Below are 17,275 nucleotides of genomic sequence, written 5' to 3'. Positions count from 1 at the left end.
TGAATGAGGTTTGTAGATGTATCCAATATGAAGGTAAAAACTTAGACCCGTCTTAACAATACAATTGCTTACAAGCAGCCGAGCTTATGTGAAAGTTTACGCAAAACTGGCCGGATAAACCGGCCAGTCGGGACTACTCAGCTACGGAAGCTCAGGCGGCCTGGCGCTGCTCCAGGGCGGTGACGTTGTCGCTGCCGTCGATGACGATCTTGCGTGGCTTGAGCGCCTCGGGCACTTCACGCACCAGCTCGATGTTGAGCATGCCGTTGTCGAACGTGGCGCCGGTCACCTTGACGTGGTTGGCCAGCTGGAAGCGCTGCTCGAAATCGCGCGCCGCGATGCCGCGGTGCAGATAGGTGCGCTCGGTGGTGTCCTTCTGCTTGCGGCCGACAACGTGCAGCGAATCGCGCTCGAAGGTGATGTCGATTTCCGAACGGTCGAAGCCGGCCAGCGCCATCACGATGCGGTACTTGTCTTCCGAAACGAGTTCGATGTTATAAGGTGGATAGCTCGGGGTCGAATCGCCGCGCTGGGCGTCGTTGAGCATTTGTGCCAGGCGGTCAAAGCCGATGGCGGAACGATACAGTGGAGTCAGGTCAAAAGTACGCATGATAAATATCCTTTTAAAGTTAAGCGATATGGACGGGGAAGATTCCCCTCGGTGGTCCCCATCTGGGCAACCACTGAGTCCGATATAAGGATGGTTTTCGGGCCTTTCAAGGCCTTGAAAAACGGTCTCAAGATCCCCAGCGCCGCACTTTTTTTAAAATATTTTCGCTGCGGCGCGCCATCTTTTTGCCAGATTTATAAGTTACCTGCGTGCTACACTCGCCTTCCTGTCCAACCTCGTTATTAACCAAATGTCCATGTCACGTGCCGCCCTCGCCGTCCTGTTGGCTACCGCCTTCAGCGCCCAGGCAGAAGCCATCTCCGAACAGCCTTACCCAGGCACCATCGTCTTGAAAGTGGACGCCACCAACACGGCGCAGCAAATCTTCCGCGTGCGCGAAACCATTCCCGCCAAGCCCGGCAAGCTGACCCTGCTGTATCCGCAGTGGGTGGTCGGCAACCACGGCCCCAGCGGCGCGATCAGCCAGTTCGCCGGCCTCAAGGTCAGCGCCAACGGCAAGCCGCTGGAGTGGAAGCGCGACACGGTCAACGTCTACGCCTTCCACATCGAGGTTCCCAGGGACGCGTCGTCGGTGGACGTGGAGTTCCAGTACCTGTCGCCGACCGAGGCCAACCAGGGCCGCAACACGATGACCAACGACATCCTCGGCGTGCAATGGCAATCGGTGACGCTGTACCCGGCCGGCTACAACAGCCGCCGCATCACCATGCAGCCCAACCTGACGCTGCCGGCCGGCTGGCAGTACGGCACCGCGCTGGAGACAGCCGCGCGCAACGGCGACGAGATCGCCTTCAAGCCGCTGGACCTGGAGGCGATGATGGATTCGCCGCTGTTCGCCGGCCGCCACTTCCGCCGCTACGACCTCGATCCGGGCGCCAAGGTGCCGGTGCACCTGAACGTGGTGGCCGATACGCCCGAGCAGCTGGAGGCGACGCCGGAACAGATCGCTCCGCACCGCGCCATGGTGCAGCAGGCCTACAAGCTGTTCAACTCGCGGCACTACCAGCACTACGACTTCCTGTTCGCCATCAGCGACGAGTTCGGCGGCATCGGCCGCGAGCATCACCAGTCGAGCGAGAACGGCGTCAAGACGGGTTACTTCACCGACTGGGGCAAGAACGAGGCCGGCCGCGAACTGCTGCCGCATGAATTCACCCACTCGTGGAACGGCAAGTTCCGCCGCCCGGCCGACCAGAACGTCCCCAACTTCAACACGCCGCTGCAGAACTCGCTGCTGTGGGTGTACGAGGGCCAGACCCAGTACTGGGGCGCGGTGATCGCGGCGCGCTCGGGACTGATCAAGCCCGAGCACACGCGCGACCTGCTGGCCGCCACCGCCGCCCGCTACGACAACACCCGCGGCCGCGAATGGCGCGCGGTGCAGGACACCACCAACGACCCGATCGTCAACGCCCGCCGGCCGCAAGGCTGGAACAACTGGCAGCGCGCCGAGGACTACTACTCGGAAGGCGAGTTGATCTGGCTGGACGCCGACACGCTGATCCGCGAAAAATCCGGCGACAAACGCTCGCTCAACGACTTCGCCCGCAGCTTCTTCGGCGTCGACGACGGCGTCAACGTGGCCAAGCACTACACCTTCGACGACGTGGTGAAGGCGCTCAACGCGGTGCAGCCCTACGACTGGGCCGGGTTCCTGCGCACCCGCCTGGACGGCCACGGCCCCGGCGCGCCGCTGGACGGCCTGGCGCGCGCCGGCTGGAAACTGGTCTACACCGACAAGCAGACCGAGTTCCTGAAAGCCAGGGAAGACCAAAGCAAGTCGGCCAACTTCCAGTACTCGCTGGGCTTCTCGGTGGGCCCGGATGGCAAGCTGGAAGGCTTCGTGTGGGAAGGTCTGGGCTTCAAGGCCGGCCTGTCGGGCGGCAGCACGCTGCTGGCCGTCAACGGCCGCGCCTACAAGGCCGATGTGCTGCGCGCCGCCGTCACGGCCGCCAAGACCGGCAAGGAGCCGATCAACCTGCTGGTCAAGAAGGGCAGCTTGTACCAGACCTATGCGCTCGACTATCACGACGGCCTGAAGTATCCGCGCCTGGAGCGCATCGAGGGCACGCCGGACCGCCTTGATGCAATTCTGCAACCGCTGAAGTAACATTGTCGTTTCGACGGGGCGCCGGCCGCTTGTGGCGGCGCCCCGCCGGGTTATACTGGTCCCATGCCAGACCGGATCGATCCCCTCCCTCCACCGCGCACCGAACTAGACCAACTGCGCGCGTCCGACCGCATTTTCCACGCCCTGCTCGACAACGCTCCCATCCTGATATCGACCAAGGATTTGCAGGGCAATATCACGATGGCCAATCGCCATTTCGACATCCTCGACGGCTACGACGCCGCCAAGTTTGTCGGCACCAACGTGTTTGAGCTGTTCCCGCGCGAGATCGCCGAGCAGCTGTGGCGCAACGACCGTACGGCGGCGCTGGAGCGGCGCGCCATCCATGAGGAGGAAACGGTCTACCACCGCGACAAGACGCTGCACACCTACATGACCGTGAAGTTCCCGCTGATCGACGAAGAGGGCCGGGTCTACGCCACCTGCGCCGTCTCGACCGACATCACGGACACCAAGGCCGCGCAGATCGACAGCGTGACCGACGAGCTGACCGGCCTGAAGAACCGCCGCTACCTCAACATCCGCTTCGGCGAGGAGCAGAAGCGCGCCCACCGCGACCAGCGCCTGCTGACGCTGCTGCTGATCGACGTCGACCGCTTCAAGGAATACAACGACAGCTACGGCCACCCGCAGGGCGACCAGGTGCTCAAGGCGGTGGCCGACGCCATGCGCCACGCGCTCAACCGTCCGGGCGACCTGTGCTTCCGCATCGGCGGCGACGAGTTCGCCTGCCTGTTCTCCAGCAACAGCGCCGATGAAAGCCAGGCGCTGGCCGAGCGCATCCGCGCCGACGTGGCGGCGCGCCGCATCCCGCACCAGGGCAACGCGCCCAGCGGCCATGTGACCTTGTCGCTGGGCCTGGCGTTCATGACGCCACACGCGGCGCTGAGCCAGGAAGAGGTCTACGAGCAGGCCGACCAAGCCCTGTACCGGGCCAAGCACCAAGGGCGCAACACCGTTTCGCGCTAGGCCGGCGCCTTGGCGTTTGCGGATTTTGGTGTATGCTGAGCGCTATGAACAAAGACACCGACATCCAACTCAGCGGCCCCTTCAAGGCCACCGACGGCTCCGGCCGTGCCCACGACGCCAAGGCGATCCGTATCTTCGACGAAGGTTACGGCGCGATCGATGTGTATGTGGACTTTTCCGGTTCGATCAGCGGCCTGCACAAGGACAAAGCGCTGATCGACGCCGTGGTCGCGCAACTGCGCACCGTCGGCTACAAGGGCCCGGCCCTGACCGCCGGCGATTCCGTGCTCCAGGAAAGCAAGCTGCTGGTGCTGGAAGCGCCGGACGAATTCAACACCTTCGCCGCCGGCAAGGGCTGGAAAGACCTCGCCGAAGAATTCGGCGACGAATAAGCCTTAGTTAAACAACTTCTTCAACGCATCCTTCACGTCGATCTTGATTTTCTTCGACTGCTGCTGTTCGCCCGGCTGGGCGGCAGCGGGCTGCTGCGCATCGGCGGGAATGTCCGCCGCCGCCACCAGCCACTGCGCCGGCTTCGGCGCCGCCAGCTTGGGCATGGCTTCGCCGCCGAAGGTCCTCTTCATGTAGGCAAGATCCATATCGGCCTTGTTGTTCAGGATGGAGCCGTCCTCACGCACAAAGCTGGGCGTGCCGCCGGCGCGGCTGCCCACGGCCGCCAGCACCTGCTTCAGATAGCGCGCCGCCTGCTCGGCATTCTTCGGATCGAATTCGCAGCCATGGCTTGGCGCCGCGTCCAGCGTGGTCCAGTACTTCTTCCACGCCGCGGTGTTGTTGTCGGCGCACCAGATGCGCGACACGGTCTGCCATTTCGCCACGCCGCCACTGTAATCCTGCAGCGACATCGGCACGACGTAGAAGGTGGTGTTCACGCCGCTGCCTTTTTTCATGAAGTCCTGCTCGAAGCGCTGGCAGAAGCCGCAATCGACCGCTGAGAACAGCACGATCTTGCGGCCGCCGCCATCGCCGTAGCTGACCTTGATCAGCTTGTCGTAATCGATGGCCGCGAGCACTTCCTGCTGCAGGTCGCGCAGCTCTTCGCTGGTCATCTTGCGTGGCGGCGTGGTGGTGGTGCTCAGCACCTGGAAGCCGTTGATGTCGCCGTAAATCGTGCCCGCTTCGTTGATGATGCCGACGAACGCGCCCGTGTTGTCGTTCAACACGTACATGCCGCGCACCAGCGTCGGTATGGCGCGGCTATTGTTTTCGGTGATGCCCAGGGTCCGGTTGGCGCGCGCCATATTGGCCAGCAGGTTGTGGGTCGCGCTGCGGCCATCCGCGTGCGCGGGCGATGCCAGCAGCGCGCAAGCCATGCCCACGACAGCGCCAAGTGCGCGCCACTGTCCGATGCTCTGTTTGAATATGTTCATCGCTAATGTTCCCTGATGTGCCGGCGTCGCCGGTGGTTAAACAAAAGGAAATATTATATAACAACATCATTCAGATATAGCGGTCGCTCCAGGCCGCGATCAGGTTGGCCACGTAGACGGCGTCGTCGCGGTCGGTCAGCAGGTGGCCCGCGCTGTCGAGCGAGATGAAGCTTTTCGGATGCTTGGCGGCGGTGAAAATCTCCATCGCGTTGCTGATGTCGACCGTGTCGTCGCCCGGCGCGTGCATCACCAGCAAGGCCCGTTTCAGGGCCGCGATCTTCAGCTTCAAATTGTGTCCGCCCGCGTCCTCGACAAACTGTTGGCGGATGCGGAAAGGCCGGCCCGCCAGCTGCACCTGCGCCTCGCCCTCGGCGGCGATCTGGTCGAGGTGCTGGCTGAACAAGCCGGTCACGCGCACCGGATGGCTGGGCGCGGCCAGCGTCACCACCGCCTTGGCCTCCGGCACATCGCCGGCCACCGCCAGCACCGCCGAGCCGCCCAGACTGTGGCCGATCAGCAGGCTGGGCGCCTTGTGGCTGGCGCGCAGGTAGGCGGCGGCCGCCAGCAGGTCCGCCAGGTTCGACGAGAAATTGGTGTTGGCGAACTCGCCCTCGCTGGCGCCCAGGCCGGTGAAGTCGAAACGCAGCACGGCAACGCCATGCTCGGTGAGCGCCTGCGCGATGCGGCTGGCGGCAATCGCGTCCTTGCCGCAGGTGAAGCAGTGGGCGAACAAGGCGTAGGCGCGGATGTCGCCGTCCGGCGCGTCCAGCCGCGCGGCCAGCTTCTGGCCGTCGGCGCCGTGAAATTCCTGTCGATGTGATCGCATGTGATGTTCCGTTTAAAGGGTCAAATGCGAGCATAAAATAAATTCACCCCGGCCGGGCGCCGGGCATATGATAACAACAAGAAACTTGATAAAATTGAGAGAGTGTGACACCATGCCAGCAAAGAGTCTTCCAGCAGGAGATGTCATGATCGTTGCAGAATTAACTCCAGTTTATCCCAGCATCCGGTCAAGTTAAATCGGGTCCGTCGACTAACCGCGACGCATCCTGCGATAGCTCCACCACAATACGCGTGAGGATCGAGAGATGACACCAACTACCAACGTCATTGAGCGAACTGATACCCCCTTGGCCGAAAGTGATCTTCCTGCCGTTGAACAGTTTTCCGAACTGTTAATCGAACGTCTGGATGCGCTTGCACAGAAGCCCGGGGATATACGTTTGATGAAAATGGTCAAGCAGACTGTCCTTGAAGTTAAACAGCTGTTGGTCACGGGCGCTCTTGCATTGAATCGCCCAGACCGTCTGCCGGTGTCAAAGCTCAAGGCCTCGGATGTCCTCGAACAAGGGTGGGTGAAGCTTTCTCAAGCATCGTTTTATCGCGCTGCCGAGAACAAAAAGTTTTATTGCCTCACCCCGACTGGACGAAGTATCGGTAAGGAGTTCCCGGCATGGCAATTTGTCCAGCCGGTTCCCGAATTGATCTCTCCGGTGTTGATTATGCTCGATGACATGCCGAGTAGCGAAACTCATGCGTTCTGGGTGGGCGAAGCCGAGGAGTTAAATGATCTATCTCCCGCTGAAGTACTTGCGGGGCTACCATTTGAAACTCGGAGAGCAATCCACGATAGCCAGCGATCGTTACTCAAACTGCCGACGCATGAACGGATGCGCAAGGTAGTTGAACAAGCGAAGTGGCAACTCAGGAGCATGGCCGAACTTGTGGACTAAATTAAATGTCGCGCCGTGATGAAGATGTTCAACAAGACATAGCAATCAAACTACCGCCGCCGGATCTTTTGCGCACCGTGCTGGCGTCTACAATTTTCGAACTACCGGTTAAACAAAGCCTGGTTCGCGCTGCCCGAAATACGGCATCAATCTGGCCAACTGAAGTGAGCCGTACCGGAAGGTTCGGGCCGGCTCAGGGACCAGCGGATAAAGACGGAGACCATGTTTTTTGGATTTACGCCGCGGAGGATGACGCCACCGCAGTATGGGAGGGCAGGTTCTGCAAGAGCCTGGCGACGCTTCCGGGTAGATTCGTCTTCACCGGCGCAGCCAGGAGAGGGGTTATTGCCCAGCTGAGCTTTGGTGAGCCGCTGCGACTCTTCGATCTGTCCGGCGAAGCAGCCAGCAAGCTGGGGATTTACGACGAGCTGCGCAGCCCGAACTACAGCTGGTGCCAGTGCCTGGGTCGGGAGATCGATCAGATCATCAAGGAATATCAGGGAGCGGTTCATGGTTTTGCGTATCCCTCACGCCGGAGTCCGGGAAAGGTCGCCTATGTGATTTCTTCGCGCGTGAGAGATGTCCTGGCCTCACAACTGACTATGGCCGCCCATCCCTTTGTGGGTAGCGATGAGTACCTCAAACTCCTTGCCGATCCATGCTACATCAGGCCGGAGGCGTTGTAACCGTTGAAGCTGGCGCAGATGGACACGCGCCAGCTTGAGGCGCGCTCGGCCACGTGGCCTTATTCCCGTGATGTCTAACCAAACAAACCGTGCAGATACCAGCGCGCCGACTGCTCGCCCTCGTGGCCGATGCGCTCGCGGTACAGCCAGTAGTGGGCGTGGTCCTCGCCCTCGGCCATGAAGTAGTCGCGGGTTTGCATCGCGCCCCACCAGCCGGCCTCGATGCGCTCGCCGGTCGACATGATCTTCAGCGGCGAGCCGTAATAGGGCCGGTGGTCGCGCATCAGCAGGGGAATCGGCTTGGCCAGCAGCCACGCCGGACGCGGCAGGCTGGGCATGTCCGGCGGCAGCTGGGCGCGGGCGTCGGCGGGTCGGATTTTTTCCTGCACGCTGACCCAGGCGTTGGCCTGCTCGGGGCGGTAGTCGGCGCGCGGGGCCGCCTGCAGCACGTTCTCCGGCCCCAGCCGCGCGGTCAGCAGTTCCAGCAGGCGCTGCCAGTCCTCCTTGCTGCCGCCCGGCTCGGGGAACAGCGAGTCGCTCGGCGGCGCCATCGGCTGCACCTGCGGCGCCTCCAGGCACAGGCCGATCACCGGGGCGTCCAGCACCTGCTTGGCCAAGCGCTCTTTGAGCAACCGCACCAGGTGCTCGTCGCGCCAGGTCGGCTCGGCCAGCATGATGTCGATGACGGTTGGCGGGCCGGCCACCTTGCCGCGCTCGTGCTCCAGCAGCAGGCGGATGCGCTCGACCGCGAACTGGCGCGCGCTGAGCCAGCCGGTCAGCTGCTGCAACAGGCGGCGCGCGCCGAACAGCAGCGCCTCGGCGTTTTCCACGCGGTCGAACAATTCCAGCCTGGCGCGGAAGCTGGCCGGCGCCTCCAGCCACTGGTGCATCTCGGCGCGCTCGCCGTGGGCGTCGTCCAGCATGTCCAGCAAGGCGCGGCCGCAGCGGCGCTGCAAGCCGGGACGCGGTAGGCGGCGCATCTCGCCCAGCGTCAAGCACCCGATGCCTTCCAACCAGCTCAGGTAGGGCCGGGCCGGAGGCAGCAGGCTGCCGGGCAAGCGGTCCATGCGCCGCACTAACGCGTCCATCGTCAAGGCCCGTCCGGCGTTGCTGCGGGCCAGCAGCCAGGCGCCGCGCGCGGTGGGCGCGCAGCTGAGCCAGGCCGTGAAACCAAGCGCCTCCATGCTGGCAGCCACCTGCCGGCACAGCGCGCGGATGCCGCCGAACAGGCGCAGGCTGGCGCCGATGTCGAGCAGCAGCGTGCCCTCCTCCGCCTGCGCCAGCTGCGGCGTGAACTGCAGCAGCGCCATCGCCACCGCGTGCTGCGCGTCCGCCTCCAGCTGTGGCGCGCGCTGCTGGAACTGCGACTGCGGCGCCAGCATCAGCGCGCCGCCGCGCCGCATGCCGGCCTCGATGCCGGCCTGCCGCGCCAGCGCCGACATGGCCACCACCCGCTCCTGCTCCAGCACCACGGTGCAGCGGTCATCCGACCAGCGCGGGCAGAATACTTCGAGCGGGAGCCGTGGCAGGTGTAGTCCGATCCAGAGGCGCATGGCGTTGTAAGAGCGATGGGGTTAAGGGCAAAAACAAGGGCGTGTCGCGCTGCGGCCCTCGTCGCTTGACGAAGCCGATGTTGACGCCGCCCGGCGCAGTATGCAACGACAGCCGCAGCGGCGCCGGCGAGGCATCCTGCGCGGCGGCCAGCGGACGCAGCATGCAGAACAGCGTGTCCCCGCTTTGCGCCGCCAGGTGCAGGCGGCGCAGCGTTTCGCCGCGCGCGTGGTTTTGCCACAGCAGCAGCGCGCCGCAACAGCCGCTGCGCAGCACCTGTTCGGCCGCCCATAAGGCGTCGCCGCTCTTGGCGCCGCTGCGTATCCACACCAGTTGCGACGGCTCCAGCCCCAGCGCGGCCAGCGCCAGCGCCTGCGGCGCGTGCGGCGGCTGCAGCAGCACGATGGGCCGCTTGCCCAGCCCCAGCAACGCCGGCCGCAGCAGCCGCAGCTCGCCGATGCCGTGCTGCTGCACCAGCAGGTCGATCAGCACGCCCAGCGGCCAGCCGCCGCCCGGCAGCTGGGCCGACAAGGCGGCAAAGCCGGTGTCGGCGCAGCGGGTGGCGCTGTGCGCCAGCTGCGACGCCAGCCATAACGATGGGTGGACGGCTTCGGGCGCCAGGGTGGCTGGAGAGGTGGCGGATCGGCTCATGGTCTGGATGGGATTCTACCGCATATACTGTACAAATACACAGTACTATTTGCGGCGGTTTTTGGCAAGGCCGATCTCTGTATCGTGCGTCCCATGCTGTACCATGTGGTTCAGGCAACCTAACAATAAGGACATCCTTTGCAAACCATTCAACTGGTCGGCGCCATCCTGTTCGGGCTGGCGCTGCTGCATACTTTCGCAGCCAAATCCTTTGAAATCCTGTCGCACCGCCACCCGCGCCACGCGGGCCTGTTCCACCTGCTGGGCGAGGTGGAGGTGGTGTTCGGCTTCTGGGCCTTCATCCTGATCGCCGCCATCGCGCTGCTGAGCGGCGGCGAGGCGGCCATCCATTACGCCGAGTCGCGCCAATACACCGAGCCGCTGTTCGTGTTCACCGTGATGGTGGTGGCCGCCTCGCGGCCGGTGCTGGACATCATGGAGCGCCTGCTGCTGGTGCTGGCGAAGCTGCTGCCGATGCGCGTCGAACTGGCGCTGGTGTGGTTCGGCCTGGCGCTGGTGCCGCTGACCGGTTCGCTAATCACCGAGCCGGCCGCGATGACGCTGGCCGCGCTGATGCTGGCGCCGCTGGTGTTCCGCGACGGCATGCCGGAGTGGCTGAAGTATGGCGCGCTGGGCGTGTTGTTCGTCAACGTCTCGATCGGCGGCACGCTGACCGCCTACGCCGCGCCGCCGGTGTTGATGGTGGCTGGCACCTGGCAATGGGACAGCGCTTTCATGCTGACACATTTCGGCTGGAAGGCGGCCATTGCGGTGGTCATCAACGCGACCGCTGTCACCTTCATGCTGCGCAAGCATTTGCGGACGCCGTCCGCGCCATCGGCCGAAGCTGCTGCGGCGCCGGCGGTGCCATTGACGGTCACCGCGATCCACCTGGCCTTCCTGGCGGCGGTGGTGCTGCTGGGCCATCATCCGGTGCTGTTCCTTGGCATCTTCATGCTGTTCCTGGGATTCACGCAGGCTTACCAGCGCTACCAGAATCCGCTGATCATCAAGGAGGGCTTACTGGTCGGCTTCTTCCTGGCCGGGCTGGTGGTATTGGGCGGCATGCAGCAATGGTGGTTGCAGCCTATCGTCGAGAGCCTGCCGCCGACGGCGCTGTTCTTCAGCGCGCTCGGCCTGACGGCGATTACCGACAACGCCGCGCTGACCTACCTCGGCTCTTTGATCCAGGGGATTTCGGCACAGTCGCAATACATGCTGGTGGCGGGCGCAGTGGCCGGCGGCGGCTTGACGGTGATCGCCAACGCGCCGAATCCGGCAGGCGTCTCGCTGCTGCGGCGCGGCTTCCAGGATGAATCGATAGGCGCTATCGGCCTGCTGGCCGGCGCGCTGGCGCCGACGATCGTGGCTGCGCTGGCTTTTCTGCTGTAAGCACTCCGACGTGGAATTTCAATCCAAGCGCGCGCACAACTTTCAGGATGGTCGCGAAGCTTGGATTGCCGTCGGCGGACAGGGCTTTGTATAAGCTTTCGCGGCCCATGCCGGTTTCGTTGGCAAGTTGCGTCATCCCGTAGGCGCGGGCGATGTTGCCGAGCGCCTTGGCAATGAACGCCACGTCATCGCCCGCCTCTTCAAGGCAGACCTCAAAGTACAGAGCCATGTCTTCTTTGGTCTGAAGATGTTCGGCACTATCCCATTTTTTTAATTTCAGCTCCACGATGACCTCCTACAGTTGTCGTGCCAGCGCTTGCGCAGCTGCGATGTCCTTGGCCTGGGACGATTTATCTCCGCCCGCCAACAAAATAATCAGCGAAGCACCTCGGAACGTGTAGTACAAACGATATCCGGGACCGTAATCGATACGCATCTCGGAAACGCCATCCCCTACAAACTTATGATCGCCCAGGTTGCCATCCTCCGCCCGGTCAATACGAACCTGTATGTAGGTACGGGCTCTACGGTCTCTCAGGCAACGAAACCATGAACTGAAAAGTTCGGTCTGAAGGATATCCATATTCCAGAGGGCCTAATCTGATTGTATTCCATGGGATACACCAATACAAGGACGATGTTATCCCATCATTCGACATCAGAATGAGCAACTGCGAACTTCAATGATATGCATCAGGTGCGCCGGTGGCGTGAGAAAAATTCCAGCATCATCTTGCTGGCGTCGGGGCCTGCTTTGGCGTTGAAGGCCAGTGCGGGGTCGCCTCCGCTCCAGGCGTGCTCGAGGTCGGCGATCCGGGCGACGCGCAGCAGCAGTTTTCTGCCTTCGTAAAAATCGTGCAGCTGGTGGGCGTTGTGGCGGCCGCCGCGTCCTTGCGGCTTGTGGGTGATCTTCGGTGCGGCGGACAGCTTATTCAACAACCTGCTTTGGCGGAGCAGCTGCAGTTGGTTGACCGGACGAACCACCTGGTCGCCCTCGCCCTGGATCAGGATCGCGGGCATGCCGGGGAACTGAGGATGGCGCATCAACACCTCATGCGCGGCGCTGTCCATCCGCGTGGCGGCGCCGTGCTGCATCACGCCCAGCGCGCCGATGGTGTTGTGGCCCGCGCCGAAGACGGGGCCTGAGTGCAGCCCCACCGCGGCGAACAATTGCGGGTGGTTCAGCGCGATGATGTTGGCCATGCCGGCGCCGGCCGAGATGCCAGCGATGTAGATGCGCGAGCGGTCGATGGCGTATTGCGTCATCACCTTGCCGATCATGCCGACGATGGTGGGGACGTCGCCGCCCCCCTCCTGCGTGGCGCGGTCGTACCATTTCCAGCAGCGCTGCGCTTGCACGCTGACCAGTTGCTGCGGATAGAGCACGGCGTAGCCCATTTGCTCGGCCCACTGGTTCATACGCGTGCCTTGTGCGAATTGGGTCGCGGTCTGGTGGCAGCCGTGCAGCATCACCAGCAGGGGCAGGCCTTTGCGTTGCGTGTCTTCAGGCGGATTGTTTGGCAGGTAGAGCCAGTAGCTCATGCGGCGTGTCGGAGTGGCGTAGTGCGATGCGAGCCATTTGCCGGGCGACGGCGGGACGTGTGTGGCGGCCGATGGAATGGTGCTGCGGCCGACCGTGGTGCCTGGAGCTGCGGGCGGCGTGGTGCGGACTCGCGGTGCGGCGGTGGCGGTGGCGGTGGCGCGGACTCGTGATGCGGCGGACGTGGTGGCGCGCACCTGCGGCACAGCAGGCGTCGTGGCGGCGCGCACTCGCGGCGCGGCCGGCTTGGCCACGGGCTTGGCGGGCTTCGCGGGTTTGGCCAGCGCGGCCGGCTTGGCCACCTTGGCGGCGGGTTTGCGTTTGCGTTTGGTCTTGGCGGCTGCGGGGGCGGTGAACAGTGCCGTCACGAGCTTGCTGACGGTACGGCTTTGCCGCGTCCCGGCGCGGACCAAAGTGCGCAACAAACTGCTGGCGGATCTCTTCATCGCGGCGTTCTCCTGTTGCGATAAAGTCTACTTGAAACCCGCTCCAGCCTGCGTGCGCCAGCGCTCATAGCAAGCGCTTAACGAACGATTAACGCTGCATCGACTCCCATACTTTCTGCAGCCGCTTGGCCGATACCGGCATCGGCGTGCGCAGCTCCTGCGCGAACAGGGACACGCGCAACTCCTCCAGCATCCAGCGGAATTCCACCATCTTCGGATCGGTGTTCTTGCCGGCCGATTTGTCCTTGTTGGCACGCTGGTACAGCATCGCAGCCTGCTGCCATTCGGCCATCAGCTTGGCGTCGCGCGCGGGGTCGCCGCGCAGCTTCTCGATACGCACGTTCATCGCCTTCAAATAGCGCGGGAAGTGCGACAGCTGGCTGTACTCGTTCTCCGACAGGAAGCGCTTGTTGACCAATCCCTGCAACTGCGACTGCATGTCGGCCGCCGCCTGCGCGGGCAGGCCTTGCAGGCGCTTGGGCAGGCCGTGGAATTCGGTCAGCACTTGCGACAGCAAACGCGCGATCTCGTTCACCAGCAGCACCAGGCGCGATTTACCTTCGTCCTTGCGCTTGGCGAAACTGGCCGCGTCAATCGGCAGCGGGTCCTGCAAGCAGGCGATGTCCAAGGCCTTATTGATGATCTGTTCGCGCAGCTCTTCCTGCGTGCCCATGCTCATGAACTGCATGCCCATCTGCTGAAGGCCGGGGATGCTCTTTTCGATGAACTTGATCTGGTCCTTCATCTGCAGCGCGAACAGGCGGCGCAAGCCAATGCGGTGCGTGCGCGCGGCCACGGTCGGGTCGTCGAACACTTCCAGGTCGCAGTGCGTGCCCTTGTCCACCAGCGCCGGGAAGCCGATCAGCGTCAGCTTGCCCTGGGCGATTTCCAGCAGCTCCGGCAGCTCGCCGAAGGTCCACGAGGTCAGGCCGGTCAGCGTGATGCCGCTTGTGGCCGTCGGCGCGGCGGCCGCCGTCGCCGGCGCGCCCTTGCCCTGCGCCGCCGCTGGCGCACCGGCTTTCGCCGATGTGGACGGCGCCGCGCTGCCGCCCGTCCCCAATGCCCGCATGCTCACACCCTGCCCGCCCGACGACTCGGCCATCTTCTGGAAGCTCTCGCGTGCCTGTGTGCCGAATTCCGCCTGCAGCGTGGCCAGGTTGCGGCCCATCTCCAGCTGGCGTCCGTGCTCGTCGATCACCTTGAAGTTCATGAAGTGGTGGGCCGGCAGCGTCTCCGGCTTGAAGTCGCTGGTCAGCACCGAGATGGTGATCTGCGCGCGGATGTCGGCGATGATCGCATCGATCAAGTCGCCCCGGCCGAACACGCCCGCTTCGTGCACACGTTCGCAGAACTTGGCCGCGTAGTCCGGCAGCGGCACGCAATGGCGGCGCAGCTTCTGCGGCAGGGATTTGAGCAGCAGGTGCACCTTCTCCTTCAACATGCCCGGCACCAGCCACTCGCAACGCTCGCGCGGCAGCTGGTTCAAGGCGTACAGCGGCACGGCCATGGTCACGCCATCGCGCACGCTGCCCGGCTCGAAGTGATAGGTCAGCTGCATCTCCAGCCCCGTCACCGACATCATCTTCGGGAACAGGTCTGTGGTCACGCCGGCCGCTTCGTGGCGCATCAACTCGTCGCGGTTCAGGTACAGCAGTTTGGGCTCGGCGGCCGTCGCATCCTTGTGCCACTTTTCGAAGCCGGCGCCGTTGACCACGTCGGCCGGTATCAGCTTGTCGTAGAAGGCGGCGATCAGTTCATCGTCCACCAGCACGTCGAGGCGGCGCGACTTGTGCTCAAGGTTTTCGATTTCCTTGATCAGCTTATGATTGTGCGCGAAGAACGGCGCGCGCGTTTCGTAGTCGCCGCCGACCAGCGCATCGCGAATGAAAATCTCGCGCGCCTCCACTGGATTGAACAAGCCATAGTTGATGCGGCGCTGGCTGTACACCACCAGCCCATACAGCGTGGCGCGTTCGGACGCGGTCACCTGCGCCGATTTCTTTTCCCAGCGCGGTTCGCCCCACGATTTTTTCAGCAGGTGGCCGCCGACCTTCTCCAGCCACTCCGGCTGGATCTGCGCCACGCAGCGCGCGTAAAGGCGCGTGGTGTCGACCAGTTCCGCCGCCATGATCCACTTGCCCGGCTTCTTCAGCAGCGAGGAACCCGGCCAGATGTTGAACTTGATGCCGCGCGCGCCCAGGTAGCCGGCGCCCGGTTCGTCCTCGCTCTTGAAGCCGATGTTACCCAGCAGGCCGGTGAGCAGCGCCAGGTGCAGGTTCTCGTACGTGGCAGGCGTCTCGTTGATGCGCCAGCCCTGCTCTTTCACGATGGTCAGCAGCTGCGAATGCACGTCGCGCCACTCGCGCAGCCGCAGTTGCGACAGGAAGTTGGTGCGACAGTTGTCCATCAGCTGGCGGTTGGTCTTCTTGTGCTCAATCGCGTTTTCGAACCACTTCCAGATCTTGATATAACTGAGGAACTCCGACTTCTCGTCGGCGAACTTCTTGTGTGCTTCGTCGGCGGCCTGCTGGTGCTCCATCGGCCGGTCGCGCGGGTCCTGCACCGACAGCGCGGAGGCGATGATCAGCATCTCGTCCAGGCAGACGTTGTCCAGCGCGGCCAGGATCATGCGGCCCACGCGCGGGTCCAGCGGCAGCTTGGCGAGCTTCTTGCCCAGTGCCGTGAGCTGGTTGTATTCGTCGACCGCGCCCAGTTCCTGCAGCAGCTGGTAGCCGTCGGCGATGGCGCGTGCCAGCGGCGGTTCGATGAACGGGAAGGTCTCCACGTCCGTCAGGTGCAGGGACTTCATGCGCAGGATGACCGACGCCAGCGACGAGCGCAGGATTTCCGGCTCGGTGAATTTGGGGCGCTGCAGGAAGTCCTGCTCTTCGTACAGGCGGATGCAGACGCCGTCGGCCACGCGGCCGCATCGGCCGGCGCGCTGGTTGGCGGCCGATTGCGCGATCGGTTCGATCTGCAGCTGCTCGACCTTGTTGCGGTAGCTGTAGCGCTTCACGCGCGCCAGGCCGGCGTCGACCACGTAGCGGATGCCCGGCACGGTCAGCGAGGTTTCGGCGACGTTGGTGGCCAGGACGATGCGGCGGGCGTTGGTCAGCTTGAACACGCGCTCCTGCTCTTCGGCCGACAGGCGGGCGAACAGCGGCAGGATTTCCACGTGCGGCGGGTGGTGCTTGCGCAGGGCTTCGGCGGCGTCGCGGATTTCGCGTTCGCCGGGCAGGAACACCAGCACGTCGCCGGAGCCGAGGCGCGCCAGTTCGTCGACGCCGTCGACCACGGCGTCCATCAGGTCGCGCTTTTCGCGGGCGGCGGCGGTGCGCTGGCCTTTGCCTTCGGCGTTGGCCACGGCGGGGTTCTGCACGTCGCTTTCGATCGGGCGGTAGCGCACTTCCACCTTGTACAAGCGGCCCGAGACTTCGATCACCGGCGCCGGCTTCTCGGGAGTGCCGAAGTGGCGCGAGAAGCGGTCGGCGTCGATGGTCGCGGAGGTGATGATCACCTTCAGGTCCGGGCGGCGCGGCAGCAGCTGCTTCAGGTAGCCAAGCAGGAAGTCGATGTTCAGGCTGCGCTCGTGCGCTTCATCGATGATGATGGTGTCGTAGTTCTTCAGCAGCGGGTCGGTTTGCGTTTCGGCCAGCAGGATACCGTCGGTCATCAGCTTGACCGACGCGCCTTTGGTCAGCGTGTCGGCGAAGCGCACCTTGAAGCCGACCGTGACGCCCAGCGGCGTGCCCAGTTCCTGCGCGATGCGCTTGGCGGTGGACGAGGCGGCGATACGGCGCGGCTGCGTGTGGCCGATCAGGCCTTTCTGGCCGCGGCCCAGTTCCAGGCAGATCTTCGGCAGCTGGGTGGTCTTGCCGGAGCCGGTCTCGCCGGAGACGATGATGACCTGGTGGCCTTGCAGCGCTTCGGCGATTTCGTCGCGGCGGCCGGAGACCGGCAGGTCTTCAGGATAGGTGATCGGCGGCAGCGGGTTGCGGAAGGTGCGTTCGGCTTCGCGGGCGGCCAGTTCCTCGGGTGTCAGGCGCGGTGGCCGGCCCTCGCGGCGCGGCGGCGGCAGCGCGCCCTCGCCATCCGGCAGCGCGGCGCGGGGCGGGCGCGGAACGCGCGGCTGCTGCGGCTGGCCACCGTCCGGG

The 17,275-nt window shown here is 64.1% G+C and carries 15 protein-coding genes; 6 read left to right on the top strand and 9 right to left on the bottom strand.

Annotated elements, in window-relative coordinates; all coding sequences use genetic code 11:
- Positions 1–151 precede the first annotated feature (151 nt).
- A complete protein-coding gene (locus ACUJB0_RS04830) occupies positions 152–610 on the bottom strand; it encodes an Hsp20 family protein (RefSeq protein ID WP_117011535.1) in 459 nt (152 codons plus the stop codon).
- Between the two features lie 256 nt (positions 611–866).
- On the opposite strand from ACUJB0_RS04830, the gene ACUJB0_RS04825 reads away from it, so the two are divergent.
- From ACUJB0_RS04825 to ACUJB0_RS04815, 3 genes are all read left to right on the top strand, one after another.
- Positions 867–2,741 carry a M61 family metallopeptidase gene (locus ACUJB0_RS04825; protein ID WP_444844239.1) on the top strand — a complete coding sequence of 625 codons (1,875 nt, stop codon included), beginning with the start codon at positions 867–869 and terminating at the stop codon, positions 2,739–2,741.
- A gap of 63 nt (positions 2,742–2,804) precedes the next feature.
- The gene (locus ACUJB0_RS04820) at positions 2,805–3,731 is read left to right on the top strand and encodes a sensor domain-containing diguanylate cyclase (RefSeq protein ID WP_444844238.1); all 927 of its coding nucleotides are present in this window, start codon (positions 2,805–2,807) and stop codon (positions 3,729–3,731) included.
- A gap of 44 nt (positions 3,732–3,775) precedes the next feature.
- Positions 3,776–4,123, top strand: coding sequence for a hypothetical protein (locus ACUJB0_RS04815; protein ID WP_444844237.1), 348 nt, complete (start codon positions 3,776–3,778; stop codon positions 4,121–4,123).
- Between the two features lie 3 nt (positions 4,124–4,126).
- Here the strand turns inward: ACUJB0_RS04815 and ACUJB0_RS04810 are convergent, their stop codons facing one another.
- Positions 4,127–5,119, bottom strand: coding sequence for a thioredoxin fold domain-containing protein (locus tag ACUJB0_RS04810; protein WP_444844236.1), 993 nt, complete (start codon positions 5,117–5,119; stop codon positions 4,127–4,129).
- 70 nt (positions 5,120–5,189) lie between these two features.
- Complete coding sequence (locus ACUJB0_RS04805; protein ID WP_444844235.1) at positions 5,190–5,945, bottom strand: alpha/beta hydrolase family protein; 756 nt, start codon at positions 5,943–5,945, stop codon at positions 5,190–5,192.
- 265 nt (positions 5,946–6,210) lie between these two features.
- Between ACUJB0_RS04805 and ACUJB0_RS04800 the strand changes: the two genes are divergently transcribed.
- Positions 6,211–6,855 carry a hypothetical protein gene (locus ACUJB0_RS04800; protein WP_444844234.1) on the top strand — a complete coding sequence of 215 codons (645 nt, stop codon included), beginning with the start codon at positions 6,211–6,213 and terminating at the stop codon, positions 6,853–6,855.
- Positions 6,856–6,860: 5 nt separating this feature from the next.
- Positions 6,861–7,541 carry an RES family NAD+ phosphorylase gene (locus ACUJB0_RS04795; RefSeq protein WP_444844233.1) on the top strand — a complete coding sequence of 227 codons (681 nt, stop codon included), beginning with the start codon at positions 6,861–6,863 and terminating at the stop codon, positions 7,539–7,541.
- A 74-nt stretch (positions 7,542–7,615) separates the two neighbouring features.
- Here ACUJB0_RS04795 and ACUJB0_RS04790 read toward each other — a convergent pair whose 3' ends face one another.
- Together ACUJB0_RS04790 and imuA are read right to left on the bottom strand one after the other, a co-directional pair.
- The gene (locus ACUJB0_RS04790; protein ID WP_444844232.1) at positions 7,616–9,094 is read right to left on the bottom strand and encodes a Y-family DNA polymerase; all 1,479 of its coding nucleotides are present in this window, start codon (positions 9,092–9,094) and stop codon (positions 7,616–7,618) included.
- Positions 9,024–9,743: a translesion DNA synthesis-associated protein ImuA gene (gene imuA / locus ACUJB0_RS04785; protein WP_444844231.1), complete on the bottom strand. Its 720-nt coding sequence runs from the start codon at positions 9,741–9,743 to the stop codon at positions 9,024–9,026. The genes ACUJB0_RS04790 and imuA overlap by 71 nt, the downstream gene beginning before the upstream one ends.
- Before the next feature lie 138 nt (positions 9,744–9,881).
- On the opposite strand from imuA, the gene ACUJB0_RS04780 reads away from it, so the two are divergent.
- Positions 9,882–11,135, top strand: coding sequence for a putative Na+/H+ antiporter (locus tag ACUJB0_RS04780; protein WP_444844230.1), 1,254 nt, complete (start codon positions 9,882–9,884; stop codon positions 11,133–11,135).
- On the opposite strand, the gene ACUJB0_RS04775 is transcribed toward ACUJB0_RS04780, so the two are convergent.
- The 4 genes from ACUJB0_RS04775 to hrpA form a co-directional block, all read right to left on the bottom strand.
- Positions 11,071–11,424 carry an addiction module antidote protein gene (locus tag ACUJB0_RS04775; RefSeq protein WP_161083681.1) on the bottom strand — a complete coding sequence of 118 codons (354 nt, stop codon included), beginning with the start codon at positions 11,422–11,424 and terminating at the stop codon, positions 11,071–11,073. The two genes, ACUJB0_RS04780 and ACUJB0_RS04775, sit on opposite strands and share 65 nt — an antisense overlap.
- A 6-nt stretch (positions 11,425–11,430) precedes the next feature.
- Positions 11,431–11,718, bottom strand: coding sequence for a type II toxin-antitoxin system RelE/ParE family toxin (locus ACUJB0_RS04770; RefSeq protein WP_444844229.1), 288 nt, complete (start codon positions 11,716–11,718; stop codon positions 11,431–11,433).
- A 110-nt stretch (positions 11,719–11,828) separates the two neighbouring features.
- On the bottom strand, positions 11,829–13,121 hold the full coding sequence (locus ACUJB0_RS04765; protein WP_444844228.1) for an extracellular catalytic domain type 1 short-chain-length polyhydroxyalkanoate depolymerase: 1,293 nt from the start codon (positions 13,119–13,121) through the stop codon (positions 11,829–11,831).
- 88 nt (positions 13,122–13,209) lie between these two features.
- Positions 13,210–17,220 carry an ATP-dependent RNA helicase HrpA gene (gene hrpA, locus ACUJB0_RS04760; RefSeq protein ID WP_444844945.1) on the bottom strand — a complete coding sequence of 1,337 codons (4,011 nt, stop codon included), beginning with the start codon at positions 17,218–17,220 and terminating at the stop codon, positions 13,210–13,212.
- Between the last annotated feature and the right edge of the window lie 55 nt (positions 17,221–17,275).

It is taken from the genome of Duganella caerulea (genome assembly GCF_040362985.1).
GTDB lineage: Bacteria > Pseudomonadota > Gammaproteobacteria > Burkholderiales > Burkholderiaceae_D > Rugamonas > Rugamonas vulcania.
This window is presented reverse-complemented; position numbering and strand designations above follow the sequence as displayed.